This is a genomic window from Amycolatopsis tolypomycina (genome assembly GCF_900105945.1).
In the GTDB taxonomy this organism is placed as follows: Bacteria; Actinomycetota; Actinomycetes; order Mycobacteriales; family Pseudonocardiaceae; genus Amycolatopsis; species Amycolatopsis tolypomycina.
The window spans coordinates 392,819-419,598 of record NZ_FNSO01000003.1; the positions used below are offsets into that span (position 1 = coordinate 392,819).

At 70.9% G+C, this 26,780-nt stretch carries 25 protein-coding genes and 1 tRNA gene; 13 read left to right on the forward strand and 13 right to left on the reverse strand.

Translation table 11 applies throughout. The features are described 5' to 3' along the window. Nucleotides 1–36: 36 nt before the first annotated feature. Genes BLW76_RS07405 through BLW76_RS07420 form a run of 4 tightly spaced genes read left to right on the forward strand, consistent with a single transcriptional unit; the run spans nucleotide 37 to nucleotide 2,847 of the window. On the forward strand, nucleotides 37–1,149 hold the full coding sequence (locus BLW76_RS07405; protein WP_091305086.1) for a class E sortase: 1,113 nt from the start codon (nucleotides 37–39) through the stop codon (nucleotides 1,147–1,149). Further along, the gene (locus tag BLW76_RS07410; protein ID WP_091305087.1) at nucleotides 1,149–1,304 is read left to right on the forward strand and encodes a hypothetical protein; all 156 of its coding nucleotides are present in this window, start codon (nucleotides 1,149–1,151) and stop codon (nucleotides 1,302–1,304) included. The genes BLW76_RS07405 and BLW76_RS07410 overlap by 1 nt, the downstream gene beginning before the upstream one ends. Nucleotides 1,305–1,357: 53 nt before the next feature. Continuing rightward, the gene (locus BLW76_RS07415; RefSeq protein WP_091305088.1) at nucleotides 1,358–1,861 is read left to right on the forward strand and encodes a protein-tyrosine phosphatase family protein; all 504 of its coding nucleotides are present in this window, start codon (nucleotides 1,358–1,360) and stop codon (nucleotides 1,859–1,861) included. Continuing rightward, the gene (locus BLW76_RS07420; protein ID WP_091305089.1) at nucleotides 1,858–2,847 is read left to right on the forward strand and encodes an LLM class flavin-dependent oxidoreductase; all 990 of its coding nucleotides are present in this window, start codon (nucleotides 1,858–1,860) and stop codon (nucleotides 2,845–2,847) included. The genes BLW76_RS07415 and BLW76_RS07420 overlap by 4 nt, the downstream gene beginning before the upstream one ends. Here the strand turns inward: BLW76_RS07420 and BLW76_RS07425 are convergent. The 3 genes from BLW76_RS07425 to BLW76_RS07435 form a co-directional block, all read right to left on the reverse strand. Beyond that, on the reverse strand, nucleotides 2,816–3,217 hold the full coding sequence (locus BLW76_RS07425; protein ID WP_091305090.1) for an SCO5389 family protein: 402 nt from the start codon (nucleotides 3,215–3,217) through the stop codon (nucleotides 2,816–2,818). The two genes, BLW76_RS07420 and BLW76_RS07425, sit on opposite strands and share 32 nt — an antisense overlap. 99 nt (nucleotides 3,218–3,316) lie before the next feature. Beyond that, entirely contained in the window at nucleotides 3,317–4,051 is a 735-nt protein-coding gene (locus tag BLW76_RS07430) for an ABC transporter permease (protein WP_091305091.1), read from the reverse strand. After that, nucleotides 4,048–4,761 carry an ABC transporter ATP-binding protein gene (locus BLW76_RS07435; RefSeq protein WP_091305092.1) on the reverse strand — a complete coding sequence of 238 codons (714 nt, stop codon included), beginning with the start codon at nucleotides 4,759–4,761 and terminating at the stop codon, nucleotides 4,048–4,050. The genes BLW76_RS07430 and BLW76_RS07435 overlap by 4 nt, the downstream gene beginning before the upstream one ends. Nucleotides 4,762–4,930: 169 nt before the next feature. Between BLW76_RS07435 and BLW76_RS07440 the strand changes: the two genes are divergently transcribed. Both BLW76_RS07440 and BLW76_RS07445 read left to right on the forward strand, forming a co-directional pair. Next, nucleotides 4,931–6,751, forward strand: a complete 1,821-nt coding sequence (locus BLW76_RS07440; RefSeq protein ID WP_091305093.1) for a sensor histidine kinase — start codon at nucleotides 4,931–4,933, stop codon at nucleotides 6,749–6,751. After that, on the forward strand, nucleotides 6,691–7,344 hold the full coding sequence (locus tag BLW76_RS07445) for a response regulator (RefSeq protein WP_091305094.1): 654 nt from the start codon (nucleotides 6,691–6,693) through the stop codon (nucleotides 7,342–7,344). Before BLW76_RS07440 ends, BLW76_RS07445 begins: the two co-directional genes overlap by 61 nt. Here the strand turns inward: BLW76_RS07445 and BLW76_RS07450 are convergent. Beyond that, complete coding sequence (locus BLW76_RS07450) at nucleotides 7,341–8,687, reverse strand: FAD-dependent oxidoreductase (RefSeq protein WP_244170079.1); 1,347 nt, start codon at nucleotides 8,685–8,687, stop codon at nucleotides 7,341–7,343. The two genes, BLW76_RS07445 and BLW76_RS07450, sit on opposite strands and share 4 nt — an antisense overlap. A gap of 85 nt (nucleotides 8,688–8,772) precedes the next feature. Between BLW76_RS07450 and BLW76_RS07455 the strand changes: the two genes are divergently transcribed. The 4 genes from BLW76_RS07455 (at nucleotide 8,773) to BLW76_RS07470 (ending at nucleotide 11,252) form a co-directional block, all read left to right on the forward strand. Next, nucleotides 8,773–9,417 carry an aminodeoxychorismate/anthranilate synthase component II gene (locus BLW76_RS07455; protein WP_091305096.1) on the forward strand — a complete coding sequence of 215 codons (645 nt, stop codon included), beginning with the start codon at nucleotides 8,773–8,775 and terminating at the stop codon, nucleotides 9,415–9,417. After that, entirely contained in the window at nucleotides 9,414–10,205 is a 792-nt protein-coding gene (locus BLW76_RS07460; RefSeq protein WP_091305097.1) for an ABC transporter ATP-binding protein, read from the forward strand. Before BLW76_RS07455 ends, BLW76_RS07460 begins: the two co-directional genes overlap by 4 nt. Beyond that, on the forward strand, nucleotides 10,193–10,834 hold the full coding sequence (locus BLW76_RS07465; RefSeq protein WP_091305098.1) for a hypothetical protein: 642 nt from the start codon (nucleotides 10,193–10,195) through the stop codon (nucleotides 10,832–10,834). Before BLW76_RS07460 ends, BLW76_RS07465 begins: the two co-directional genes overlap by 13 nt. A 100-nt stretch (nucleotides 10,835–10,934) precedes the next feature. After that, the gene (locus BLW76_RS07470; protein WP_091305099.1) at nucleotides 10,935–11,252 is read left to right on the forward strand and encodes an effector-associated constant component EACC1; all 318 of its coding nucleotides are present in this window, start codon (nucleotides 10,935–10,937) and stop codon (nucleotides 11,250–11,252) included. 55 nt (nucleotides 11,253–11,307) lie between these two features. On the opposite strand, the gene pknB is transcribed toward BLW76_RS07470, so the two are convergent. From pknB to BLW76_RS07505, 7 genes are all read right to left on the reverse strand, one after another. Further along, a complete protein-coding gene (gene pknB / locus BLW76_RS07475; protein ID WP_091305100.1) occupies nucleotides 11,308–13,275 on the reverse strand; it encodes a Stk1 family PASTA domain-containing Ser/Thr kinase in 1,968 nt (655 codons plus the stop codon). Continuing rightward, entirely contained in the window at nucleotides 13,272–14,618 is a 1,347-nt protein-coding gene (locus BLW76_RS07480; RefSeq protein WP_091305101.1) for a serine/threonine-protein kinase, read from the reverse strand. Before BLW76_RS07480 ends, pknB begins: the two co-directional genes overlap by 4 nt. 3 nt (nucleotides 14,619–14,621) lie before the next feature. After that, nucleotides 14,622–16,091, reverse strand: coding sequence for a peptidoglycan D,D-transpeptidase FtsI family protein (locus BLW76_RS07485; protein WP_091305102.1), 1,470 nt, complete (start codon nucleotides 16,089–16,091; stop codon nucleotides 14,622–14,624). Then, nucleotides 16,088–17,575, reverse strand: coding sequence for an FtsW/RodA/SpoVE family cell cycle protein (locus tag BLW76_RS07490; protein WP_091305103.1), 1,488 nt, complete (start codon nucleotides 17,573–17,575; stop codon nucleotides 16,088–16,090). The genes BLW76_RS07485 and BLW76_RS07490 overlap by 4 nt, the downstream gene beginning before the upstream one ends. Further along, on the reverse strand, nucleotides 17,575–18,972 hold the full coding sequence (locus tag BLW76_RS07495; protein WP_091305104.1) for a PP2C family protein-serine/threonine phosphatase: 1,398 nt from the start codon (nucleotides 18,970–18,972) through the stop codon (nucleotides 17,575–17,577). The genes BLW76_RS07490 and BLW76_RS07495 overlap by 1 nt, the downstream gene beginning before the upstream one ends. Next, entirely contained in the window at nucleotides 18,969–19,430 is a 462-nt protein-coding gene (locus BLW76_RS07500) for an FHA domain-containing protein FhaB/FipA (protein ID WP_091305105.1), read from the reverse strand. The genes BLW76_RS07495 and BLW76_RS07500 overlap by 4 nt, the downstream gene beginning before the upstream one ends. 100 nt (nucleotides 19,431–19,530) lie before the next feature. After that, the gene (locus tag BLW76_RS07505; RefSeq protein WP_091305106.1) at nucleotides 19,531–20,763 is read right to left on the reverse strand and encodes a DUF3662 and FHA domain-containing protein; all 1,233 of its coding nucleotides are present in this window, start codon (nucleotides 20,761–20,763) and stop codon (nucleotides 19,531–19,533) included. A gap of 130 nt (nucleotides 20,764–20,893) precedes the next feature. Here BLW76_RS07505 and BLW76_RS07510 point away from each other — a divergent pair. After that, nucleotides 20,894–20,976: transfer RNA gene (locus BLW76_RS07510), tRNA-Leu, on the forward strand. 94 nt (nucleotides 20,977–21,070) lie between these two features. Here the strand turns inward: BLW76_RS07510 and BLW76_RS07515 are convergent. Continuing rightward, nucleotides 21,071–21,802, reverse strand: coding sequence for a S1 family peptidase (locus BLW76_RS07515; RefSeq protein ID WP_091305107.1), 732 nt, complete (start codon nucleotides 21,800–21,802; stop codon nucleotides 21,071–21,073). 117 nt (nucleotides 21,803–21,919) lie between these two features. Continuing rightward, nucleotides 21,920–22,294 (reverse strand): FKBP-type peptidyl-prolyl cis-trans isomerase, encoded by a 375-nt coding sequence (locus BLW76_RS07520; RefSeq protein WP_091305108.1) that lies wholly within the window; start codon nucleotides 22,292–22,294, stop codon nucleotides 21,920–21,922. A 141-nt stretch (nucleotides 22,295–22,435) separates the two neighbouring features. On the opposite strand from BLW76_RS07520, the gene BLW76_RS07525 reads away from it, so the two are divergent. Next, a complete protein-coding gene (locus BLW76_RS07525) occupies nucleotides 22,436–25,654 on the forward strand; it encodes a penicillin acylase family protein (protein WP_208613235.1) in 3,219 nt (1,072 codons plus the stop codon). Between the two features lie 60 nt (nucleotides 25,655–25,714). Continuing rightward, nucleotides 25,715–26,755 carry a trans-sulfuration enzyme family protein gene (locus BLW76_RS07530; protein WP_091305109.1) on the forward strand — a complete coding sequence of 347 codons (1,041 nt, stop codon included), beginning with the start codon at nucleotides 25,715–25,717 and terminating at the stop codon, nucleotides 26,753–26,755. Nucleotides 26,756–26,780: the final 25 nt, after the last annotated feature.

Sequence of the window (26,780 nt, forward strand, 5' to 3'; positions counted from 1 at the left end):
AGGTTCAGGGTTCGACGCGGCTTGAGAGGAGCTTGCGTGGCTACGCGCGAAGGACCGGACGACGACCGGCGCAGATACCCCGGTCAGCCGCCGATTCCCCCACGTCGTCCCGCCACGCCCCCACGCGGCCAGGTGCCGCCCCAGCAGCCCCACCCGCAGCCCCGGCAGCCTCAGCGCGGCCCACAGGGCGGCCCCCAGGGCCAGCCGCCGCGGCGCCCGCAAGGCCCGCCGCCCCGCCGCTACACCAGCCCGCCCCCGCCGCCCGGCTCGAGCGAGGAGACCGTCGTCTTCGCGCCGGTCGGGAAGGGTGGCGCGGCGACCAAGGAGAAGCCCGCCCCGGCACCGCTCGGCAAGGGCGGCGTCGCGATCCGGACCGCCGGCGAAGTCCTCATCACGCTGGGCCTGGTCGTGCTGCTGTTCATGGTCTACGAGCTCTACGTGACCGACCTGTTCTCGGCGGGCAAGCAGTCGGAGGCGAGCGACCAGCTCGACGGCGAGTGGGCGCACGACCGCACGTTGCACCCCGAGCTGATCGACGGCAAGGCGTTCGCCCGCATCCACATCCCCAGCTTCGGCGTCGACTACAACTTCACCATCCAGGAGGGCACCGACGACGCCGCCCTCGAAGTCGGCCCCGGCCACTACAAGGGCACGGCGCTGCCCGGCGAGCCCGGCAACTTCGCCGTCGCAGGCCACCGCGTCGGCAAGGGTGCCCCGTTCAACGACCTGGACAACCTCTCCTCCTGTGACCAGATCGTGATCGAGACCTCGACGGACTTCTACATCTACAAGGTCCTGCCCTACGACGACGAGATGAAGGACTGGGCGGCGGGCAAGGGCGCCGACCCGAAGTGCAAGGGCGTCTCGACCCTGCGCGACGGCGGTGCCGAGGACGGCGGCGCCTACAGCGAGACCTTCGGCCGCAAGGTCGTGCTGCCCAGCCAGGGCACCGCGGTGAACCCGGTCCCGTACAAGGACGCCGACGTGCTGCCGAAGGCCCAGCAGGCCGCGCTGCTCACGCTCACCACCTGCCACCCCCAGTTCTCCGCCCGCGAGCGGCTCATCATCACCTCGGTGCTGACCCAGCAGGTGCCGAAGAACCAGGTCAAGGACTACGGCGACCTGCTGCAGAAGATCGGGGAGGCCTGATGTACGCCTGGCTCTGGCGGAAGTTCCCCGGCCCGTTCGCGGTGAAGCTGACGATCGCGGTCGTCCTGGTGCTCGGCGTGATCGCGCTGCTGATGTTCGTGGTGTTCCCGTGGCTGGAGCCGCGGCTGTGGTTCAACGAGGTCGCGGTCAACTGAGCCGGAACCCGCCGGGCGTGCGAACCGTTGCCCCTCTCGGGAGAGGGGTCGCCGTGAAGACACGCCAGAAGGATCGGCACAACCCGCCGCCGGAAGACCCGTGGAACGAGGTCGGGCCGCGGCTGTGGATGGGCGGGCACATCCGGGTCGGCGCCGACGGCGAGGAGCCGGTCGTCGTCGGGCGCGAGTTCGACCTCGTGCTGAGCCTGTACCAGCGCGAGGGCCACGGGCCGGCGCCCGGCGTCGAGCACCACTTCGCCGAGATGCCCGACGGGCCGCTGACCGAAGCGCAGCTCGCCGACGTCGAACGCTTCGTAGGGCTCGCGGTCGCGGCGGTCCGCGCGGGCCGGACCACCCTCGTCCGCTGCCACGCCGGGCAGAACCGGTCCGGCCTGGTTGTCGCGCAGGCGCTGGTCGAACTCGGGCTCGGCGTGCCCGCCGCGATCGAGCGGGTCCGGCAGCGCCGCTCGCCGGGCGCCCTGAGCAACCAGCTCTTCGTGCAGTACCTCGAGAGCGGCCTGCCGACGGCCCGGCTGCTGGCGGGGCTCGGTTCGTGAGGTTCGGCGTCTTCCTGGTCAGCGGCCGCTTCCCCGGCCAGTCGGACGGCGACGTGCTGCGCCGCTCCGTCCGCGCCGCGGAGCTGGCCGAAGAAGCCGGCTTCGACGACGTCTGGTTCGCCGAACACCACTTCATGCCCTACGGCGTCTGCCCGTCCGCCATCACCCTCGCCGCGCACGTGCTCGGGCGGACGTCGCGGATCGGGGTCGGGACCGCCGTCAGCGTCCTGTCGACCACGCACCCCGTCGCGCTCGCGGAACAGTGGGCGATGCTGGACGCCGTCTCCGGGGGACGGCTGCGGCTCGGGGTCGGCCGGGGCGGGCCGTGGCAGGACCTCGAGGTCTTCGGGACCGGGCTGGACCGGTTCGAGACCGGCTTCGAAGAGACCCTCGACGTCTTCCTGCGCGCCACCGCCGGCCGCGTCGAAGCGCACGGGCGGCACTTCGCCTTCCGCGAGGTGCCCGTGGTGCCCGCGCCGGAACGGCGGCCGGACGTCGTCGTGGCGTGCGGGGGACCGCGGTCGGCCGCCGTCCGGCAGGCCGCCGACCGGGACTTGCCGTTGCTGCTCGGCCTGCACGCCGATGACGAAGAGAAGGCGAACACGGTCGCCGCCTACGGGAAACCCGCGAACCACGTCTCGACCGTGCTCTGCCAAGTGGGTGACGCCGATGTGGTGCGGAAGGCCCTGCCGGGCTGGCTGAAGGACGGGCTCGGCGCCCACATCACGGTCGACGGACGGCCTGGACCGCAAAAGGACCCTGGCGAGTACACCGAACGGCTGTGCGCCATCCACCCGGTCGGCGACGCGGCCCACTGCGTCCGGACGCTGGAAACGAGCCTCCGGCGCACCGGCGTCTCCCACGTGCTGATGCTCGTGGAGGCGTCGGGTACGCCGGAGGGCACGTTCGAGAACATCGCGCGGATCGGCACCGAGGTGCTGCCGGCGCTGCGGGCTAGCAGTCCCGCAGTTCCGGGCTCTGGTTGAGCAGCTGGCCGCGCGGCGAGACGAACGCGCGGTAGCGGTCACCGTCCACTGTGCCGTCTTCGGACTGCTTGAACACGGCGACCCGGTGGCAGTTCTGGAACGCCAGCTTGACGCCGAAGTGGCGCTCGAGGCCGCCGCGGATCGCGTCGGAGGCCAGCGCCCGCAGCAGCTGCCCGCGGGCGGCCTCGCTCGGCGGCGGGGTCTCGTTGTCGGCGAAGCCGTCCGCCGCGCCCTCGGCGTCGGCGATGACGCCGGTGATGACCTCCCAGGCGTACGGCAGGGATTCCTTGACGCAGGTGACGAACTCGGCGTCGGTGACCTCCCCGCGCTCGGCCTTCTCCAGCAACGCGGGTGACACGTCCAGGGACATCGAACCTCCAGTTTGAGCAGGGCCACCTTCTTGGCTACCTGCCGGGTGGCCCCGCCACAAGAGAAAACGATGATCATCACCACTTTGGCGGAAGGCCCGTCACTCCCAGCGAAAGAGCCTCGCCGCCAGAACCGTTCCGAACACCGCAAAGGCGGCGAGGGCGGCCAGCTGCAGCGGCTGCACGCCGGTGCCGACCCAGGCGTCCTGCAGTGCCTGCGAACCCGGCGGCACGTAGTCGCCGATCCGGCGGAGGACCTCCGGCAGGAACGGCCGCGGCAGGTAGACGCCGCCGAAGAACATGATCGGGAGGAAAGCGATCATCGCGACCCCGGACGCGGCCTTGGACGTGCGGGCGACCGCGGCCGCGATCAGGCCGAGCGCGAACGTCGCGACGACCCCGAGCACCAGCGTCAGCGCGAACGACAGCGGGTGTTGCGGCAGCGGGACGTCGTAGACGGCGTTGCCCAGCCCCAGCACGAGCGCGATGCCCGCCAGCGACACGGCGACGTGGATGAGCAGCTGCGCGCCGAGCAGGTTGGCCGGGTGCACCGGCGTCGTGGCCAGCCGGCGCAGCACGCCCTGCTCGCGGTAGGTGGCGACGGCGGCCGGGATCGACTGCAGCGCGAGCATCGCCAGGCTGATCACGACCAGCGACGGCACCCAGGCGTCGATGAGCCGGTACCCGCCGGCGGCTTCGTGGGGCTCGCGCATGCCGGGGATGGCGCCGATGGCGAGCAGCAGGATCGACGGCAGCAGCAGGCCGCCGAGCGCCATGAAGGGCGAGCGCAGGAAGAGTTTCGTTTCGGTGCTGGTGATCTTGGCGAAGGTGTTCACCGGGCGCTCCTGGTCAGCGAGACGAACGCATCGTCCAAAGTGGATGCTCCGGCCGCGGCGCGGAGCTCGGTCGGGGTGCCGGTGGCGACCACGCGCCCGGCGTCGAAGATCGCCACGCGGTCGCAGAGCCGCTCGGCTTCGTCCATGAAGTGGGTGACGAGCAGGACCGTGACGCCGGTGGCGCGGACGTCTTCGACGAGCCGCCACGTTTCGCGGCGGGCGTGCGGGTCGAGCCCGGTGGTCAGCTCGTCGAGGATCGCCAGCTCCGGCCGGCCCACCAGGGCCAGCGCGATCGAGACGCGTTGCTTCTGGCCGCCGGAGAGCTTTCCGAAGTAGCTGCGGGCGTGGTCGCGCAGGTCGAGCTGGTCGAGCAGGACGTCGATGTCAGCCGGCTCGGCGTAGAAGGAGGCGAACAGCTCCAGCGCCTCGCGCACCCGCAGCGTCGCGGGCAGCTGGCTCTCCTGCAGCTGAACCCCGACGCGGCGGGTGAGCGCCGCGTGCTCGGTCGCCGGGTCGAGGCCGAGCACGGAGATCGTGCCGCCGTCGGCCCGGCGGAGTCCCTGGAGGCATTCGACGGTGGTGGTCTTCCCGGCGCCGTTCGTGCCGAGGATGCCGAAGATTTCGCCGCGCTCGACGGTGAACGAAACGCCGTCGACCGCGACCCGGGTGCCGTAGCGCTTGCGGAGGTCGGTGACTTCGATGAGTGGCATGGGAATCAAGCTACGAACCGGCGGCCGCCGCGGTAATGACGCTGAAACCCCAGCTCAGGTAGCGTTTTGCTGAGGCGGGGGTGGGGCTGGACCCACCCCGTTCGGGGGGCTTCGGGCAGTGCGCGGCCCGGTGCCGGTCGGCGAGGATCTCGGGGGAAGGAGGTGCCGGATGAGGTACCTGCGTGCGGTCGGCCGGGCACTGGCGCTGGCCGCGTACTCGTTGCTCAGCTGGCTCGACGTGCTCGTTCAGCTGATCGCGTTCGTGCTGCTCTGCGGCGGGCTCTTCTTCTTCCTCGGCCCCGCGGTCGAATGGGCACGCAGGCGGTCGGCGGTGGCCAGGACGCTGGCCGCGCGCTGGTGCGGCGTCGAGGTCGCAACGCCGTACCGGCCGGAGCCACCCGAGCCGGTGCGCGAGGACGACGGCTGGTACCGGGACGGCAAGCTGCTCTACAAGCGGGCGTTCTGGATCCGCTGGCAGCGCCGTCTCACTTGGGCGCTGGAGGACCCGGCGGCGAACCGCGAATTCACCTGGCAGCTGGTGAACCCGCTGGTGACGCTGCTGCTGCCGGTGGCCGTCCTGCTCGGCGGGCCGCGGGTGCTGCGCGGCTACGGCCGGTGGACGCGCTGGTGGCTCGGACCGCGCCCGCCCGCCGAACGGCCCCGGAACCGGGTGCACCGGCACCTCGAAGCGCTGGGCCACCAGTTCGGCATCCTCGCGCTTTCCGTGGTGCAGCTGGTCTTTTCGGCGGTCCAGCTGGTGGTCGTCGCCGTCGCCACGCCGCTGGCGCCCCCGGTCGTGCTGAAGAGCCGCTCGATCACCGACACCCTGCGCCGCGAAACCGAAAACTGGACCGGGGTGCGGATCGCCCGGCCGTACCGGCCGCCGCCCGGGGTGCCGCTGCCCCGCGCCGACGGGCTCTACCAAGTCGGCCGGCAGCTGTACGAAGAAATGTTCTGGCCGCTCCAGAACGCCCGCACGCGGTGGATCCTGGGTGACCGGGCCACCTGGCGGGACATGGCAGGCGGCGCACTGAGCACCCTCGTGTCGCTCGCTTGCTCGTTGCCGGCGCTCGTGTTGTTCGGCTGGGGCATGACCGGCGTCTGGCTGCTCTGGGTGTGGCGGCCGTTCGTGTCGTCACGTGTCCAGTGGTCCCCGCTGCCCGAGGTGTCGACGCACCTCGGTGCGCTCGCGCAGACGCCGTTGATCCTGCTCGCGTTGGCGGCGGCATTGGCGCCGGCACCGTGGCTCGCCCGGCTGCAGGGGCGCTTCGCGCGGGTGTGGTTCGGGCCGACCGAGTCGGCCCGGCTGGCCCAGCGCGTCGAACGGCTCAAGCAGACGCGTTCCGACGTCACGGTCACGCAGGCGGCGGAACTGCGCCGGATCGAGCGCGACCTGCACGACGGCGTCCAGTCGCGGCTGGTCGCCATGGGCATGAAGCTGGGCGCGGTCGAGGCTTTGGTGGACTCCGACCCGGAGGCGGCGAAGCAGCTCACGGCGGAGCTGCGCGCGGCGACGTCGGAGGCGCTCACCGAGCTGCGGGCGCTGATCCGCGGGATCCACCCGCCGGTGCTGTCCGAACGCGGGCTGCTGGACGCCGTCCGCGCGCTGGCGCTGGACAGCCCGCTGAAGGCGCAGGTCACCGGCTCACTGCCGGGACGCGTCGAGGAGCCGGTGGAGGCGTGCACGTACTTCGCGGTGTCCGAACTGCTGGGCAACGCGGCGAAGCACGGCGCGAAGCGGGTGACGATCGAGGTGGGGTTCGCCGACGATCTTTTGACAGTGGTGGTGACCGACGACGGCCCGGGCGGCGCGAACCCGGCTCGTGGTTCGGGACTGCGGGGAATCGAGCGCCGGTTGGGTGGCTTCGACGGTAGGTTGACGCTGACCAGCCCGATCGGCGGCCCGACGAAGGCGACCCTGGAGATCCCGTGTCAGATCGACCAAGAACCCTCGTCGCCGAGGACCAGTACCTCCTCCGAGACGGCCTGACGCATCTCCTGACCGCACACGGCTTCGACGTCGTCGCGGCGGTCGCCACCGGCCCCGAACTGGTGGCCGCGTTGCGCGCGCACCGCCCCGAGGTGTCCATTGTGGACGTCCGGATGCCGCCGACGAACACCGACGAAGGGCTGCAGGCCGCGCTGGCCGCCCGCCGGGAAGTGCCTGGCCTGCCGATTCTTGTGTTGTCCCAGCACGTCGAGCAGCTGTACGCGCGCGAACTGCTGGCCGACGGCACCGGCGCGATCGGCTACCTGCTGAAGGACCGCGTGTTCAACGCGGAGCAGTTCATCGACGCCGTCCGCCGGGTCGCGGCCGGCGGCACCGTGATGGACCCCGAGGTGATCGCCAAACTGGTGGCGGGCAACGCTTCCGACCCGCTCTCCGCGTTGACCCCGCGCGAGCGCGAGGTCCTGTCGCTGATGGCGGAAGGCTGCTCGAACGCGGCGATCGCGTCCCGGCTGCACTTCAGCGAAGGAGCGGTCGGCAAGCACACGGCGAACATCTTCGCGAAGCTCGGCATCTCGGCTTCGGACGACACGAACCGCCGCGTGCTCGCCGTGCTGGCGTACCTGGGTTCCTAGCCGCGCGAAATCCGGGTCATCTCGTCGCGCTCGACGACCTTCACCCGCTCGCGGCCCGCCGCCGAGCCCAGCGCCTTCTCGTGGGCGTCGAGCCGGCCCCAGCCGTCCCAGTTGGTGAACGGGATGCCGCGGGTCTCGAGGAAGTCGAGGATCGCGTCCGGCGAGGCGAACTTCGGGGCGGTGAGGGTGTCCGCGTCCGCCAGGAGGCTGGCGATCGTCTCCGCCGCGTCGCCCTTCGTGTGGCCGATCAGGCCCACCGGGCCGCGCTTGATCCAGCCCGTCACGTACACGCCCGGCAGCTGGTTCTCGTCCAGGTCGAGCACGCGCCCGGCCTGGTTCGGGACGACGCCCGCCACGTGGTCGAACGGCAGTTCCGGCAGGTGCGACGACAGGTAGCCGACCGCGCGGTACACGGCCTGGACGTCCCAGTCGTGGAACTCGCCCGTGCCGCGGACGTTCCCGTCGCCGGTCAGCTCCGTGCGCTCGGTGCGCAGGCCCGTCACGCGACCGTCCTCGCCGAGGACCTCGGCCGGCGAGTGGAAGAAGTGCAGGTGCAGCCGCCGCGGCCGGGTGCCCGGCTCGCGGATGGCCCACTCCTGCAGCGTCTTCACCACCATGTCGATCTGCTTCGACGCGCGCAGGGCCGCGATGCTGCCGTCGTCGAACTCGATGTCCTCCGGGTACACGATGACCTCGACGTTCGGCGAGTGGTCCAGCTCGCGCAGCTCCAGCGGCGTGAACTTCGCCTGGGCCGGCCCGCGGCGGCCGAACACGTGCACGTCGGTGACCGGGCTGGCCTTGAGGCCCTGGTAGACGTTGTCCGGGATGTCGGTGGTCAGCAGCTCGTCGGCCGTCTTCGCCAGGACCCGCGCCACGTCCAGCGCGACGTTCCCGACGCCGAGCACCGCGACCGAAGACGCGGTCAGCGGCCACGTGCGCGGCACGTCGGGGTGGCCGTCGTACCAGGACACGAAGTCGGCGGCGCCGTAGCTGCCGTCCAGGTCGATGCCCGGGATGTCGAGCGCGCGGTCGGCGGACGCGCCGGTCGAGAAGATCACCGCGTCGTAGAACTCGCGCAGCTCGTCGAGCTTGATGTCGGTGCCGTAGTCGATGTTGCCGAGCAGCCGGATGTTCGGCTTCGAGAGCACCTTCTCCAGCGCCGTCACGATGCCCTTGATGCGCGGGTGGTCGGGCGCGACGCCGTACCGGATCAGCCCGAACGGCGCGGGCATGCGCTCGAACAGGTCGATCTGCACATCGGCGTCGGACTTGTCCAGGATGTCGGCGGCGTAGATACCGGCGGGACCGGCACCGACCACGGCTGCGCGAAGAGAACGGCTCACTCGCTCCACGGTAAGTTAGGGTCGCCTTACTTGAAATGTGATTTGGCGTACGGTCCACGGACTGGGAGCCGGTAAGCTCGGCGCCATGCGCGTTCTCGTCGTCGACAACTACGACAGCTTCGTCTACAACCTGGTCCAGTACCTGGCCCAGCTCGGCGCCGACTGCACGGTCTGGCGCAACGACGTCGTCGACCTCGACCGCGTGCCCGAGTTCGACGCCGTGCTCGTCTCACCCGGCCCGGGCACCCCCGAACGCGCCGGCCAGAGCATGGACGTCATCCGCAAGTGCGCCGAGACGCGCACGCCGATGCTGGGCGTCTGCCTCGGCCACCAGGCGCTCGGCGTCGTCTACGGCGCCACCGTCGACCGCGCGCCCGAGCTGCTCCACGGCAAGACGAGCCAGGTGCGCCACACCGGCGCCGGCATCCTGGGCGACCTGCCCGAGGAGTTCACGGCCACCCGCTACCACTCGCTGACCGTGGTGCCCGAGACGATCTCCGACGCCGTTTTCGAGATCACCGGCCGCACCGAGTCGGGCATCGTGATGGGCATGCGCCACCGCGAGCTGCCGCTGGAAGGCGTCCAGTTCCACCCGGAGTCCGTGCTCACCGAGGGCGGCCACCGGATGCTCGCGAACTGGCTGGCCACCGCGGGCCACCCCGTCGACCCAGCCCGGGTCGACGAGCTCGAGCGCGCGACCAAGGCGCTCCAGAAGGCCGCTGTTGCGTGATCCGGCTCGCGGGGGTCGGCAAGCGGTACGGGCGCGGTGACTTCGTCCTGCGCGACGTCGACCTGACCGTCGAGCCCGGGCACGTCGTCGGCGTCCTCGGCAGCAACGGCTCCGGGAAGTCGACGCTGCTGCGGATCATGGCCGGCGTCTCGCACGCCACCACCGGCACGGTGCACGGCACCCCGCGGATCGGCTACCTGCCGGACCGCTTCCCGGCAGGCCAGCGCATGGGCGCCCGCGCCTACCTGCGGCACATGGCGCGCATCCACGGGCTCGCCGACCTCTCGGTGATCGACCCGCTGCTCGAACGGCTCGCCCTCGTCGGCGGCCCGGCCGCCCCGCTGCGGACGCTCTCCAAGGGCAACGCGCAGAAGGTCGGGCTCGCGCAGGCCGTCATGGTCCGCCCCGACCTGCTGATCCTCGACGAGCCGTGGTCCGGCCTCGACGTCGGCACGCACACGATCCTCGGCGAGCTCGTCGCCGAGACGCGGGCGCGCGGGGCGAGCGTCGTGTTCACCGACCACCGGCCGCAGGTGGTGCACGACCACGCCGACGTCGTCCACCTCATGCACGAAGGCCGGCTCACGGCGGAAAGCGCGGAGCCGACCACCCGGATCGTGCTGCGCGGCGGCGGCACCGGCTGGGCGGACGAGCCCGGCGTGCGGCACGCCGTCACCGAGGGCGCCCACGTCGTGCTCACGGTCGAGCTCGCCCGCGTCGACGCCGTCCTGCGGCGCGCCCTCGACGACGGCTGGTCGGTGCGGGAGGTGGCGCCGTGCTCGCCCTGACCCGCTACTACCTGGCGTTGCTCGGTCATTCGCAGCGGTACCTGCCGGCGCTGCTGGCCTACCTCGCGCTGTGCGTGATCCTCTACGCCGACCCGCATTCGCCGCCGCTGCCGCTGTTCGGCATCAGCGCCGGCGGGCTGCTGGTCGTCTCGTGCTGGCTGACGATCGCACTGCTCGACATCGAAGATCCGGTGCAGCGCCTGGTGACACTGAGCCACGCGCGGCAGTGGCGCCGGATGATCACCGGCGCGATCCTCACCGTGCTGGCCTGCTCGCTGGTCCTCACCGCGATCACCGAGGTGTGGTCGGCGCTCAAGTCGTTCAAGGTCCAGCCGGCCGCGCTCGGCATCGGGCTGCTGGCGCACCTGGCGTGCGCGCTGCTGGGCATCGCGATCGCGCTGCCGTGTTCGCGGCTGCTGGTCCACCGCATCGGCTGGACCGTGCTCGCCGCCGTGGTCACCCTCGTCGTCGTCCTGCTGGCGAAGATCCCGCTGGTCCACCCGCTGCTGCACGCCCTGACCGACGAGGAACCGGTCGGCGGTCCGCTGGTCCTGGCCCTGGTGACGGCGGTGGCGATGCTGGCCGTCAGCTTCTACGCCGTCTCGGCGCTCGTGCACCGGCGCTCCTGACTGCAAATTGCCATCTTCAATATCCGGCCCGGGCTTCCAGCCGGACCACGCGGGCGGCTAAGGTTCGGGGCCTCTCCGATTCTGGGTGAAGGGAGATCGGGTGACGGCTGGGATCGTCGCGATCACCGTCCCAAACTCCGCCGACGAGCTTCCGGAGCTCGCCGCCTGGCTGCGTGGCGAAGACGAGCTCCGCGGCCGCGTCCAGGTCTTCGACGCCGTCGTGGTCGGCGTTTCGAGTTCCTCGGCCGCAGTCTTCTGCCGCTCGCTCTTCGCGTGGTTGACGCGGGGGCGGGAAGCCCGCGTCTCCCTGAAGGTCAAACGCTCGGGCGCCGCCGAAGAGCTCGAGCTCGACTTCGGGGCCGCGAGCGACGCCGACCAGGTTCTCGGTGCCGTGCAAGGGTTCCTCGACAAGTCCTGAACAACGGAGAAGGCCCGCACGGCGAACCGTGCGGGCCTTCTCCGTTGGCTAGGGATCAGCCGGATGTCTTCGTCGTCGTCGGGAACAAGCTCTCCGCGACGCTGACGGTGACCTGCTGGTCGGGATCGATCTGGCTGCCCGCCTTCGGGTTCTGGCCGGTGATCGTGCCTTCCGGCTGCCCGCTGGTCCGGTCCGACCGCTGGCTGAGGTTTCCGGTCCAGCCCATGCTCTGCAGCTTCTGCTGCGCCTCGTCGGCGGTCATGCCGATCAGGCTCGGCATCTGGATCTTGGTCGGCTGGGTCTGGCTCGGCCCGGTCGACACGGTCAGCGTGATCTGGCTGCCGACCGCCAGCTGGCCGCCGTTCGGGTTCTGGGTGATGACCGAGTCCTTCGGCACCGTGTCCGAAGCCTGGTCGACCCGCTTCGTCGTGAAGCCCGCGCCTTCCAGCGACGACTTGGCCTGCGAGTACGGCTTGCCGGTGAAGTCGGTGACCGTCTTGAGCTGCTTCGACTTGCCCACCGTGATCTTCACCGGCTGCCCCTGCGCGAGCTCGGACCCCGCGGGCGGGTTCTGGCTCTGCACCAGGCCGGCCTGGTTCGGGTCGTCGACCTCGACGTAGTCGACGGTCGGGTCCAGTGCCAGTTTCACCTCGGCGAGCGCCTGCCCGGCCTCGGTGGGCGTCTTGCTCTTGAGGTCCGGCACGATGGCCTTGCCCGGGGAGGCGCCGACGTACAGCGTGATCTTCGTGTTGGACGCGACCGAGATCCCGGCCGACGGGTCGGTCTTGATCACCTTGTTGATGTCGTCCGGGCCGCACTCCGGAGTGCCGTCGGTCGGCTGCACCCCGCAGGGGATCGACTTCGGCTCGATGGTTCCGTCGAAGCCCTTGCTCTTCAACGTCTCCCGGGCCTGGGGCACCGTCTGGTGCAGCACGTCCGGGACCGCCACCAGCGTGGCGTTGTCGTTGCCCTTGAACGAGCCCGACAGCCACATGATCAGCAGCACCGCACCCAGCACGAACACCGCGGCGACCGCGGCGAGGATCGTGCGACGACGGCGCTTCGCCTTCGGGTCTTCGTCGTCCGGCTCGCTGTACTCGTCGTAGCGCTGCGGCTGCCGCCGGTCGGCGTTCATCACCTGCGTGCGCTCGTCCTCGGACATCACCATCGGCGCCACCGGGCGCTGGCCCGAGAGGGTGCGCACCAGGTCCGAGCGCATCTCCGCCGCCGACTGGTAGCGGTTCGCCGGGCCCTTGGCCAGCGCCTTCAGCACGACCGCGTCGAGTTCCGGGGCCACCGCCGGGTTGACCGACGACGGCGGGTTCGGGTCTTCGCGCACGTGCTGGTAGGCCACCGCGACCGGGGAGTCGCCGGTGAACGGCGGCTCGCCGGTGATCAGCTCGTAGAGCACGCAGCCGGCGGCGTAGACGTCCGACCGCGCGTCGACCGACTCACCGCGGGCCTGCTCCGGCGAGAGGTACTGCGCCGTGCCGATCACCGCGGCCGTCTGGGTCATCGAGGCCTGGCCGTCGTGCATCGCCCGCGCGATGCCGAAGTCCATCACCTTGACCGCGCCGTTCTTCGTGATCATCACGTTGGCCGGCTTGACGTCGCGGTGCACGATGCCGTGGCGGTGCGAGAAGTCCAGCGCCGCGCAGACGTCGGCCATGACCTCCATCGCCCGCTTCTGCGACATCGGGCCCTCGGTCTTGACGATGTCGCGCAGCGTCCGGCCTTCGACGTACTCCATGACGATGTACGGCAGCGGCCCGAACTCGGTGTTCGCCTCACCGGTGTCGTAGACCGCGACGATCGCCGGGTGGTTCAGCGCGGCGGCGTTCTGCGCCTCCCGGCGGAAGCGCTCCTGGAACTGCGGGTCCCTGGCGAGGTCGGCACGGAGGATCTTGATCGCGACTTCCCGGCCGAGACGCACGTCGTGGCCGTGATGGACCTCGGACATGCCTCCGTAGCCGAGCGTTTCGCCCAGCTCGTACCGGTTGGAGAGCAGTCTGGGTGTGCTCATCTCTGGATGCCGTTCCATTCCGTCCAAGGTGTGGTCATGAGGCCTTGCCGGCCGTCGTCGGTCCTGCCGGGGGCGCCAGCCGAGAAGCTCGAAGGCTGTTCCGCGGGCACCTGTCTGCCCGGGACCACCTGGCTCTGCGGCTGGCCGTTCTGCGACGGCGAGCCGGTGCCACCGCCCAGCATCTTCGCCACCAGGACGATGCCCGCCACCAGGACAACGAGCAGGATCGCCGCGAGAAGCGCCCACCAGCCCCATTGGGTCTTCTTCCTGGCGGCCGGCAGCATGACCTGCCGCGGGGCGGGCCGGGACGGCGGGCCGATGGCGACCATCGGGTTCATGGCGGGGGACGGCGGGCCGCCCGGCAGCTGCTGCTGTGGCGGGGGGAACTGCTGCTGCGGCGGGATCGGCACCGGCATCGACGGCGGCGGCTGCTGCTGCACCTGCGGCGGCACCACCGGCTGCTGGCCCGTCGTGTAGGTGGCGTTGACCAGCCCGGACGGTGTCGGCAGCGGCATCCCGGCGCGGACCGCGGCGACGGCGGAGGCGAACTCGCCGCCGTTGTTGTAGCGCTGCCGCGGGTCCTTGACCAGGGTCGCCTCGATCACCGCGCGCGCCGCGGGCGGCACGTCCGGCGGCAGCGGCGGCGGGATGTCGCGGATGTGCATCATCGCGACCGTCACGGCGTTCTCGGACAGGAACGGCCGGTGCCCGGCGAGGCACTCGTAGCCGCACACCGCCAGCGAGTAGACGTCGGACGCCGGCTCGGCCGGTTGCCCGAGCGCCTGCTCCGGAGCGATGTAGTGCGCGGTGCCCATGACCATGCCGGATCGGGTGACCGGGGCCGCGTCGGCCGCCTTCGCGACCCCGAAGTCGGTGATCTTCACCTGCCCGGCCGAGGTCACCAGGATGTTGCCCGGCTTGACGTCGCGGTGGACGAGGCCGTGGGAGTGTGCGGCCTGCAGCGCGTTGCCCGCCTGCTCGAGCATGTCGAGCGTGAACTCCGCCGACAGCCGCCCGTGCTTGGCCAGCAGGCCGGCCAGCGGGTCGCCGTCGACGAGCTCCATCACCAGGTACGCGATCGACAGGTCGCCGTCGAGGATGGTCTCGCCGTAGTCGTGCACCGCGGCGATGCCGGGGTGGTTCAGCGACGCCGTCATCCGCGCTTCGGTGCGGAAGCGGTGGAGGAACTCGGCGTCGCCGGACAGTTCGGTCTTGAGGATCTTGACGGCAACGGTCCGGTCGAGCCGGGTGTCGCTGGCCTGCCAGACCTCGCCCATCCCGCCGACGGCGATCCGGCTCGTCAGCTTGTAGCGGTCGGCCAGCAGCTGACCGGAGGACAGCATGCGCTATCCACCCCCGAGCTTCGCGTTGATGGCCGCGCGGCCGATTTCCGCCGCGACCGTGCCGCCGGTGGCCGCGAGGCCGCGGTTGCCGCCGTCCTCGACGATCACGGCGACCGCGATCTGCGGGTTGTCGACCGGGGCGAAGGCGGTGTACCAGGCGTGCGGTGCGGTGTTCTTGGAGTCCGTGCCGTGCTCGGCGGTGCCGGTCTTCGACGCGATCTTGACGTCGTCGCGCTTCCCGCCGCCCTTGGTGAAGCTTTCGGAAGCGACCATCATGTCCTTGAGGATCGCGGCGTTCGACGCCGACAGCGCCGGGGTGCCGGTGAGTTCGGTGGGGCTGTAGTCCTCGATGGTCGACAGGTCCGGCGCCAGCACCGACTGCACCAGCTGCGGCTTCATCGCCATCCCGCCGTTGGCCACGGTGGCCGCGAGGATGCAGTCCTGGAGCGGCGTGAGCCGGACGTCGCGCTGGCCGATGCCGCTCTGGTAGAGCGCGCCCTGCGAGTCGAGCGGGCCGACGGTCGACGCGGCGACCTTCATCGGCACGGTCAGATCGGTCTGCCCGATGCCGAAGTTCGCCGCCGTCTTCTTCAGCTTGTCCGCGCCCAGCTGGCCGGCGAACTCCGCGAACGGCACGTTGCAGGAGTGCGCGAGCGCGTCCTTGAACGTGTTGCCAGGGCAGGTTGCCCCGCCGTAGTTCTCCAGCGTCGTGTTCGTGCCGGGGAGCTTGGTGTTCGCCGCCTGGCTGACCTGGGTGTCCGGGCCCTTGCCGTCTTCGAGCACGGCCGCCGCGGTGACGAGCTTCATCGTCGACCCCGGCGGGTAGGTCTCGGAGATCGCCCGGTTCAGCATGGGCTTCTTCGGGTCCTTGTTGTTCGCGTTCCAGGCGTCGGTCTGCGCCTTCGACGTGTGCGAGGCGAGCGCGTTCGGGTCGTACGACGGCGTCGAGACCATCGCCAGGATCCGCCCGGTGCTGGGCTCCATCGCGACGACGGCGCCGGTGTAGCCCTTCTGCGTCATCAGGTCGTAGGCGGCCTTCTGGACGGCCGGGTCGATGGTCAGCCGGACGTTGCCGCCGCTGGGGTCGCGGCCGGTGACCATGTCCGAGAGCCGCCGCACGAACAGCCGCGGGTCGGAGCCGTTGAGCACGTCGTCCTCGGCGCGCTCCAGGCCGCCGGCGCCGTAGTTGATCGAGTAGTAGCCGGTGACCGGCGCGTACATCGGGCCGTCGGCGTAGGTCCGGATGTACTTGTACTTGTCGTTCGACGGCGTGATGCTCGCCAGCACCTCGCCGTTGGCCTGCGACACGATCTTGCCGCGCTGGCGGGCGAACTCGTCGTAGAGCACGCGCGCGTTGCGCGGGTCGGTGCGGTAGTCGTCGGCCTTCACGACCTGGATGTAGGTGGCGTTGGCCAGCAGCAGGACGACCATCACGAGCATCGCCATGCCGACCTTGCGGAGCGGGGTGTTCATGCCTGCGCGCCCCCGTCCGCCGGCGGGCGCTGCACGAGCACGGTGTGCGCTTCCGCGATCGGGGCCTGCGGCTGCTGCTGCGGCTTCGGGCGGGCGGCGGGCTTGCGGGCCGCGTCGGAGATGCGGAGCAGCAGCGCGACCAGGATGTAGTTCGCGAGCAGCGACGAACCACCCTTGGACAGGAAGGGGGCGGTGATACCGGTCTCCGGGATGAGTTTCGTGACCCCGCCGACGACGACGAAGATCTGCATGACCATGGTGAACGCGAGCCCGCCGCCCAGCAGCTTGCCGAACGTGTCGCGCACGGCCAGCGCGCTGCGCATGCCGCGCATCGCCACCAGCAGGTAGAGCATCAGCACCGCGGCCAGGCCGATGAAGCCGAGCTCCTCGCCGATCGCCGCGGTGATGAAGTCGGTGGCCGCCTCGGGCACCATGTCCGGCCGGCCCGCCCCGAGGCCGGTGCCGCCGACGCCGCCGGTACCGAGCCCGAACAGGCCCTGGGCGAGCTGGTAGCCGCCGCCGGCGTCGTCGTAGGTGGCCAGCGGGTCCAGCCAGTTGGCCACGCGCTGCTGGACGTGCGTGAAGAGGTTGTAGGCGATGATGCAGCCGACGGCGAAAAAGCTGAGGCCGAGGACGACCCAGATGATCCGCTCGGTCGCGACGTACAGCATCACGAGGATGACGCTGAAGAACAGCAGCGACGTGCCGAGGTCCTTCTCGAACACCAGGATGCCGATGCAGGCGAACGCGGCGATCAGGATCGGGCCGAGGTCGCGGGCGCGCGGCAGCTCGACGCCGACGAGCTTCTTGCCCGCCACCATGAACAGGTCGCGCTTCGACACCAGGAACGAGGCGAAGAAGATCATCAGCAGGATCTTCGCGAACTCGCCCGGCTGGATCGAGAAGAACGGCAGCTTCAGCCAGACCTTCGCGCCGTTGACCTCGGACAGGCTCGACGGCAGCAGGGCGGGCAGGGCCAGCGCGAAGATCCCGACCAGGCCGGCGGTGTAGCCGTAGCGGGTCAGCGTCCGGTGGTCGTTCACCACGATCAGGACCACGACGAAGAACACGAGCGAGATCACCGTGAAGAGCACCTGCGCGGTGACGGCCGGCGTGTAGTCCTTGCCGTTCTGCGTGGCGCGCTCGGCCAGTGCCAGGTCGATCCGGTGGATCATCACCAGCCCGATGCCGTTCAGCAGCGCGACGCAGGGGAGCAGCACGGGGTCGGCGTAGGGCGCCCACTTGCGGACGGCCAGGTGCGCGCCGGTCAGCACGCCGAGGTACGCCAGGCCGAGCCAGATGATCGACGCGGTGAGCTCCTGCTCCTGGTTCGCCTCCACCAGGACCAGCGCGATGGTGACGATGAACGTCGCGAACCCCAGCAGCACCAGCTCGGTGTTGCGGCGGGTCGGGACCTCGCGCGGCGGGTTCGTCTGGAACTGCGCGGCGAGCGGTTCGGCGGAACGCGCGACGGGCTGGCCCATCAGTTACCGCCTCCCGTCGTCGGTGCCGTCGAACTCGGCGTCGAGCAGTCCCTCCCCGCTGGCTGGTTCGCCGACGACGGAGCGGTTGAGCCGGCCGGAGCCGACGGAGTCGTCGTCGGCGTGACCGGAGGGGTCGGCGTCGAGGACGGCTGACCGCCCGCCGGCGCGCAGTTGTTCAGGCGCTTGCGCAGCTGGAGGAAGTCGTCGATGTACTTCCTGGCTTCGTCGAGGCTGTCCTTCTTGACGCCGTTCTGCACCGCCAGCCGGGCGTCCTCCTGGAGCTGGGTGACGCGGAGCTTGTCCGTGCACACCTGGCTCGGCGGGCAGGACCCCTGCTCGTAGGCGTGCAGGTCGATGCCGAGAATGCTGCCGGGGACGCCGCGGTAGATCACGACCTCCCCGTCCGTTCCCTCGCCGACATAGTACTGACTCAGCACGAAGTAGCGGGTCGCGATGGCGGCCGCGGCCAGCACCACGAGGACCACCAGGGCGCCCGCCAGCCAGCGGAACCGCTTCCGGCGTTTGGCCTTCGGGTCTTCCTGGGGCTGCGGCAGCTCCTGGCGCGGCGGCGGTGGCGGCTGGGTCAGCGCCCTGGCCCGGGCCGCAGGGGAGTCGCCCTGGTGCCGCTCGTCGCTGCCGTCCCCGGCGGCGCCGCCCACGATGGGCGCGTCATCGCCGAAGTCGACGTCGACGACGTCGGCGATGATCACCGTGACGTTGTCGGTGCCGCCGCCCTTGAGCGCCAGCTCGATCATCCGGTCCGCGCACTGCTGCGGGTCGGGGATCTGCACGGCCTCGGCCAGCGTCTCGTCGCTGACCATGCCGGACAGGCCGTCGGAGCAGATCAGGTACCGGTCGCCGGGGCGGGCTTCGCGCACGGTGAGGCTCGGCTCGACCTCGTGCCCGGTGAGCGCCTTCAGCAGCAGCGACCGCTGCGGGTGCACCGCCGCCTCTTCGGGCGTGATCCGGCCCTGCTCGAGGAGTTCGTTGACGAAGCTGTCGTCGCGGGTGATCTGCGCGAACTGGCCGCCGCGCAGCAGGTACGCGCGTGAGTCGCCGACGTGCACCAGCCCCAGCCTGGTGCCGGCGAACAGGACGGCGGTGAGCGTGGTGCCCATGCCGTCCAGGTCGGGGTCCTGGGAAACCAGCTCGGCGATCGCGGCGTTGCCGTTGGCCACCGCCTCGCGCAGCTGGGCGAGCAGGTCGTCGCCCGGCTCGTCGTCGTCGAGCGGGGCGAGGGAGGCGATGACGACCTTGCTGGCGACTTCGCCCGCCGCGTGCCCACCCATGCCGTCGGCGAGCGCGAGCAGGCGAGGGCCGGCGTACACGGAGTCCTGGTTGCTCGAACGCACCAGGCCCCGGTCGCTGCGGGCTGCGTAGCGGAGGACGAGAGTCATGGGCGAAGCTCGATCACCGTCTTGCCGATCCGGATGGGGACTCCGAGCGGGACCCGGAGGGGTGCAGTGACCTTAGCCCGGTCGAGATACGTGCCGTTCGTCGAGCCCAGATCTTCCACGTACCAGTCCTCACCGCGCTGCGCGATCCGCGCGTGGCGGGTCGACGCGTAGTCGTCGTCGAGGACCAGCGTGGAGTCGTCGGCCCGGCCGATCAGGATCGGCCGGCCGTCCAGCGCGATGCGCGTCCCGGCGAGCGCGCCGTGGGTCACCAGCAGCTGCTGCGGCGACTTGCTGTTGCGCGGCTTCTTTTCCTTCTTGCGGCCGAAGGACGGCACCTGGACGCGCATGCCGGACGCCGCGTAGAGGTCCGAACGGACGACTCTGAGCGCGGCGAACACGAAGAGCCAGAGCAGCACGAGGAAGCCCACCCTGGTGAGTTGTACGACCAGCTCTGGCACTTGGTGTGTCCGCTCCCGACTCTTCCGCGCAGCCGCGACGCGGGTACGCCGCGGTCCCCCCGCACGTCAATTCTGCGGGAACAGTATTCCGTGTCCCGAGTCAGCCCTGTGTACGGAACACGAGGGACGAATGACCCACCCGGATGACGTCGCCGTCGGCGAGCTGCCAGGTCTGGACCGGGGTGCCGTTCACGGTCGTGCCGTTGGTCGAGCCGATGTCCGCGAGCGTCGCGCTCTGGCCGTCCCAGGTGATCTCCAGGTGGCGGCGCGAGACCCCGGTGTCCGGCAGGCGGAAGTCGGCGTCCTGGCCGCGGCCCACGACGTTCCCGCCCTGCTTCAGCGAGTACGTGCGGTTGGAGCCGTCGTCCAGCTGCAGGCTCGCCGCGAGCTGGCGGCCGGCCGCGGGCTGGCCGTAGCCGCCCTGCTGGCCGTACGGGTCGCCGGCCGGCTGGCCGTACGCCTGCTGCTGGCCGTACTGGTCGTAACCGCCCTGCTGCTGGCCGCCGTACTGGTCGTACCCACCCTGCTGGTAGCCGCCCTGGTCGTAGCCGCCGCCCTGCGGCTGCGCGTAGCCGCCCTGGTCGTACCCGCCGCCCTGCGGCTGCGCGTAACCACCCTGGTCGTAGCCACCGCCCTGCGGCTGGCCGTAGCCCTGGTCGTAGCCGCCCTGCTGGGGCTGCGCGTAGCCGCCCTGGTCGTAGCCGCCCTGCTGCTGCTGGCCGTACTGGTCGTAGCCGCCGCCGGGCTGCTGCTGGCCGTACTGGTCGTATCCGCCCTGCTGGCCGTAACCCTGGTCGTACCCGGGCTGCTGGCCACCCTGCTGTCCGTAGCCGTACTGGCCCTGCTGGCCGTACGGGTCACCCTGGTCGTATTGGCCGTAGCCGGGGGGCTGGCTCATTGCTGGGTCTCCTGCGTTGCTGGGTCGTGCCGACCGCGGTGTACCGGCGCCTGAGGGGCGGGCGTCGGGATCGACGGACGAACGGGTCTTGAACTGTCCAGTATGCAGCGCCTCGTTGCGCTCGAGTGATACGACGACGTCACCATAGGTGTCCAGGCCCTCCGCGGCGAGGTGTTCGGCCACCGCCTTGGCGAGTACCTGGGTGACGCGTTGCTCGTCACCGGCCATGCGTTCGTGGTCAGCCGCTCCCAGTGACACGATGTAGTGATTGGGGGCGAGCTGCCGACCGCCTGCCAGCTCACGAACGTTCTCCTCACTCTCCCGCTCGAGGGCGATCGCCACTTCCTGCGTGACGACGTTGCCACCGAACATGCGCGCGAAAGTGTTCCCCACCAGGTTCTCGAGTCGCCTGTCGAATCTCTCGGCGCGGCCCACCGGGGAAAACCTCCTCACGCTCGTGCTTCCGCATCGATCCTATCCGGGTGAGCCAGCCTCTACACGGCCCCCGGTGAAAGCCGTTAAAACGACCTGCTAGTCTTCTCCTCGCTGCTTGAGAGAAGCGCTCGGGCGAGTGGCGGAATGGCAGACGCGCACGGTTCAGGTCCGTGTGTCCGAAAGGACGTGAGGGTTCAACTCCCTCCTCGCCCACAGCGAAAGGGCCCCGGCTGGTTGCCGGGGCCCTTTTTCATGCCTTGGACCAGGTCGTGGGGTATGTCACGAGCGCTGTTCGCCCTGGGCGAAGTTACGCCGTGTGGGTGGCGATCCAGTCCGCTATGACGTCCGCGCGGCTGGTCGTTTCGATGCCCGCGTGGGGGCAGCCCGGGCCCGTTGCCTCCAGGGAGACCAGCTGGGTGCCCGTGAAGTACGGGGCTCCCGAGTCGTACGTGCAGGCGCTCGTCGTGATCTCCGGGGCCGCGCCGCGGACGCCCAGTGTCGTCGGGTCCACCTTCGCCACCGCCACCGTGCCCTGCTGGAGGCGGGTGGCCGGCTTGGGGTTCGCGCCCGTCAGGCTGCCCCAGCCCGCCAGCGTCAGCTGCTGGCCGACCTTCGGGGTCGCGCGGCTCACCGACAGCGGCGTCACCGTGGTCACCGGGGAGTCGAGGCGGATCAGGGCCACGTCGTTCTCCTTGGCCTGCCGGACCTCGGTCGCCTTGCGGGCGATGCCCGACTCCGTTTCCTCGTCGGTCAGGCCCAGCGTCACCGTCGTCGGGTACGGGACCTTGCCCGAGACGCGCTCGCGGTGGGCGTCGTGGAAGCAGTGGCCGGTCGTGATGACCCAGGCGGGCGCGATGAGCGCGCCCGTGCAGTAGCTGCTGTACGTCGAGCCGTCCGGGCGGGGGACCTTCGTCATCGCGAGCTTCGCGACGAACCCGTACTGGCCCGGTGGGACGTCGGAGCCGTGGGCGACGGCCCCGGCGGCGGGAGCGGTGGAGACGGTCAAAACGGCAGCGGCGAGCAGGGCGCGCAGGCGCATTCTTCCCCTTCGTCGAGTCGGTGGTCGACGTTCGACGTTAGGGCCGCCGCCGCGGGCGGGGAATTCCCTGGCCGGGCGTCACCCGGTGGTCCATCGGGTGACGCCCGGCCCGCGAAGTCAGTTCACGCCGACCAGGTCGACGACGAAGACGAGGGTCTCGCCCGGCTTGATCACGCCGCCCGCGCCGCGGTCGCCGTAGGCCAGGTGGGGCGGGATCACCAGCTTGCGGCGGCCGCCGATCTTCATGCCCGCGACACCCCGGTCCCAGCCGGAGATGACCTGGCCGGCGCCGAGGCCGAAGCGCAGCGGCTCGCCGCGGTCCCAGGACGCGTCGAACTGCTCGCCCGTCGAATGCGAGACGCCGACGTAGTGCACGGTGACGGTCTTGCCGTTCGTGGCCTCCGCGCCGTCACCGACCGTGATGTCGGTGATCTCGAGGTCGGCCGGGGCAGGTCCGTCCGGGGGGTCGATGAGGGGCTTTTCCAAGGTCATGGGCCTCACCGTACCGACGCCGTTCCGGCTGCGCCGAACGGACTACGCCCAAGGAGGGGAAAAACGCGAAAACTCTTCACACTTAGCCTACTGCTCGGTAGCGTGCGCTTCGTCACTTTTCTGGACTGAGGGGAGCCCGGCATGCGACGTCGCATCCGCGCCCTGACCGTAACGGCTGTGGGGGCCCTCGTGGCCGGTCTCACCCAGGTCGCCGTCACCGCACCGGCCGCGCACGCGGCCCTGTCTCCCGACGACTACTGCGGCGGGCAGTGCAGCGACATCCTCCCGCCCGGTGAGCAGGGCAGTGCCACCCTCGCGGAAATCCTGGCACACAAGCTGCTCGGCACCCGGCCGGCGCACTCCGCGGACCAGCTCGGGAAGTACGCCTCGCTGGCCGGCGGCTACAAGACGCTGACCACCAGCGCGATCAACCAGTACTTCAACGACGCCTCCTTCGGCGTCCCGGCCGACCAGGTGGCGAGCACGATCAAGCCGCGCGCCGACGTCACGATCGTGCGGGACAAGGCCCTCGGCGTCCCGCACATCACCGGGACCACCCGCGCCGGCACCGAGTTCGGCGCCGGGTACGCGGCCGCGCAGGACCGGCTGTGGCTGATGGACGTGCTGCGCCACGCCGCCCGCGGCCAGGTCAGCTCGTTCGCCGGTGGCGCGGAAGCCAACCGCGAGCTCGAGCAGACGTTCTTCGCGAACGCGCCGTACACGGAAGCCGAGCTGCAGCAGCAGATCGACCGCACGGCCGCCAGCGGCCCGCGCGGCGCGCAGGGCCTCGCCGACGCGCAGGCCTACATCGAAGGCATCAACAAGTACATCAGCGACGCCTACAACGGCCGGTACTTCCCCGGCGAGTACGTGCTCACCGGGCACGTCGACTCGATCACCAACGCGGGCACCATCGAGCCGTTCAAGCTGACCGACCTGGTGGCGCTCGCCGCGCTGGTCGGCGCCCAGTTCGGCGCGGGCGGCGGCGGCGAGGTGCAGAACGCCATCGCGAAGCTCGCGCTGCAGGAGAAGTACGGCGTCGTGCAGGGCGAAAAGGTGTGGCAGAGCCTGCGCTCGGAGGACGACCCCGAAGCGGTCAAGACGCTGCACGACGGCCAGACCTTCCCGTACGGCAAGACGCCGGCCAACGCGGCCGGGCGGGCGATGCCGGACAAGGGCTCGGTGACCCCGCAGCAACTGGTGTTCGACAAGACCGGCTCGGCCGCCGCCGCCACGCCGTCCACTGTGGACGTCGCCGCGCCCGCCGAGCTGGAACCGGCCCGCGGGATGTTCGAGAACGGTGTGCTGCCGGGGAACCTGGTGAGCGAGAAGCACGGCATGTCCAACGCGCTGCTCGTCTCCGGCGCGAAGACCGCCAGCGGCCACCCGGTCGCGGTGTTCGGCCCGCAGACCGGCTACTTCGCGCCGCAGCTGCTGCTCCTGCAGGAACTGCAGGGCCCGGGCATCAGCTCGCGCGGCGCGGCCTTCGCCGGGCTGAGCATGTACACGCTCCTCGGCCGCGGCCAGGACTACTCGTGGAGCGCGACGACGTCGGCGCAGGACATCATCGACACCTACGCGCTGCAGCTGTGCGAGCCGAGTGGCGCGGCGCCGACGAAGGACTCGAACTACTACACCTACCAGGGCAAGTGCGTCCCGATGGAGACCGTGGAGGTCAAGAACGCCTGGAAGCCGACGGTGGCCGACGGCACCGCGGCCGGCTCCTACACACTGCGCAGCTACCGGACCAAGTACGGGCCGGTGCAGAGCCGGGCGACCGTGGGCGGCAAGCCGGTGGCGTACGCGGCCTTGCGGTCGTCCTACTTCCACGAGGTCGATTCGCTCATCGGCTTCCAGGAGCTGAACGACCCGGGCTTCATCAAGTCCGCGGCCGACTTCCAGAAGGCCGCGGCCGACATCAACTACACGTTCAACTGGTTCTACGCCGACTCCAAGGACATCGCCTACTTCAACTCGGGTGCCAACCCGGTCCGGCAGTCCGATGTGGACCCGAACATGCCGGTGTGGGGCGACCAGGGCCACGACTGGGCAGGCTGGAACCCGGCCGGCAACCTGGCGAACTACACGCCGGCGTCGCAGCACCCGCAGTCGATCAACCAGGACTACTACGTCAGCTGGAACAACGCGCAGGCGAACGGGTACGCCGCGGCCGGCGCGGACAAGTCCGCCGTGCACCGCGTCGATCTGCTCGACTCGCGGGTGAAGAAGCTGATCACCAGCGGCACCAAGGTCACCCGGGTCAACCTGACCCAGGCCATGTCGGAGGCCGCGCTGGCGGATCTCCGCGCGGAACGCGTGCTGCCGCTGCTGCTGCAGGTGCTCGACAAGGCGCCGACCACCGGTGCGGCGGGTGACGCCGTGGCGAAGTTCAAGACGTGGCTCTCCCACGGCCAGCTGCGCACGGAGACCTCGCCCGGCAGCAAGGTGTACGCGGACGCCGACGCGATCCGCATCTTCGACGCCTGGTGGCCGCTGCTGGTCCAGGCCGAGTTCAAGCCGGGCATGGGCGACGCCGCGTACAACGCCATGACGTCGGTGCTGGGCATCAACGAGAGCCCGTCGGGCTGGCAGAACGGCAACGGGCAGCACGCCGGCCAGCCGCACAAGGGCTCCTCGTTCCAGTACGGCTGGTGGGGTTACGTCAGCAAGGACATCCGGCAGGTGCTCGGCCAGCCGGTGGCCGGCCCGCTCGCGCAGACGTTCTGCGGCGGCGGCAACGTCACCGCGTGCCGCCAGGCGCTCGTCGACTCGCTGACCACAGCCGCCGGCCAGGCCGCGAACACCGTCTACCCCGGTGACGCGAACTGCTCGGCCGGTGACCAGTGGTGCGCCGACTCGATCGTCCACACCCCGCTCGGCGGCATCACGCAGGACAAGATCAGCTGGCAGAACCGCCCGACGTTCCAGCAGGTCGTCGAGTACGCCGCGCACCGCGGGGACAACATCGCGAACCTGGCGGCGACGAAGACGGTCAGCGCCACCAGCGCCGAGACCGGGGCGTACAACTCGCCGGCGTCGAACGCGATCGACGGCAACGCCTCGACCCGCTGGGCCAGCGACTGGAGCGACAACCAGGCGATCACCGTCGACCTCGGTTCGGTCCAGCAGGTCTCGCGGGTGCTGCTCAACTGGGAAGCCGCCTACGGCAAGAGCTACAAGATCCAGCTCTCGCCGGACGCGGTCCACTGGACGGACGCGGCCGTGGTGACCGACGGCGACGGCGGGCAGGACAACGTCTCGTTCGCCGCGACCCAGGCCCGGTTCGTGAAGATGCAGGGCGTCCAGCGCGGCACCAGGTACGGCTACTCGCTGTACGAGTTCGAGGTGTACGCGCACTGAGCCCGGGCCGGGGCACCCGCGGACGCGTGGGTGCCCCGGCACCGGGGTTACCGTGGGCGGATGGATCACTGGACGCCCCGCACCAAGGCCATCGCCGCCGGCCGGCCGCACGGTCCCGGCGAGCCGTTGAACACCCCGCTCGTCGCCACCAGCACGTACCAGGCCGGTGGCGACTTCGTGTACGCCCGCGGTGACGGGACGCCGACCTGGCACGCGCTCGAAGAAGCCGTCGGGGCGCTCGAAGGCGGGCACGCGACGGCGTTCGCCTCCGGCGTCGCCACCCTCTCCGCCGTGCTGGACCTGCTGCCGGTCGGCTCGCGGGTCGCCGTCCCGACGTTCAGCTACGCCGTGACGCGCGGGGTGCTGGCCCACGCGCAGAAGCTCGGCAAGCTCGCCGTCACCGAGCTGGCGCCGACGGACACCGACGCCTGGGTCGCCGAGGCGGCGACGGCCGACCTGGTCTGGCTGGAGTCGCCGACCAACCCGACCCTCGACGTGATGGCCATCGAGCCGATCGCCGCCGCCGCGCGCGGCCGGGTCGTCGTCGACAACACCTTCGCGACGCCGCTGCAGCAGCGGCCGCTGGAGCTGGGCGCGGACGTCGTCGTGCACAGCGCGACCAAGCTCATCGGCGGCCACAGCGACCTGCTGCTGGGCATCACCGTGGCCAAGGACCCGGCCGTCGCCGAGGAGCTGCGGGGCGCGCGGACGCGGGTCGGGTCGACACCGGGCGCCCTCGAAGCCTGGCTCGCCCTCCGGGGGCTGCGGACCATGCCCGTCCGGCTCGCCGAGCAGTCCCGCACGGCGGCGCTGCTGGCGGAGCGGCTCGCCGGGCACCCCGCCGTGCGGCGCGTGCGCTACCCGGGCTTCGGGATGATGGTCGCCTTCGACCTCGCCGACGCCGGAACGGCGGACCGCTTCTGCGCGTCGGTCCGGCTGATCCGGTCGGCGACCAGCCTCGGCGGCGTCGAGAGCCTGGTCGAGCGGCGGGCGTGGCTGGCGGGCGAAGAGCGCGTCCCGCCCGGGCTGATCCGGTTCAGCGTCGGCCTCGAAGATCCGGACGACCTGTGGGCGGACCTGAAGTTCGCCCTCACGGAGTAACGCGGGCCGCCGAATCGTCGATAGT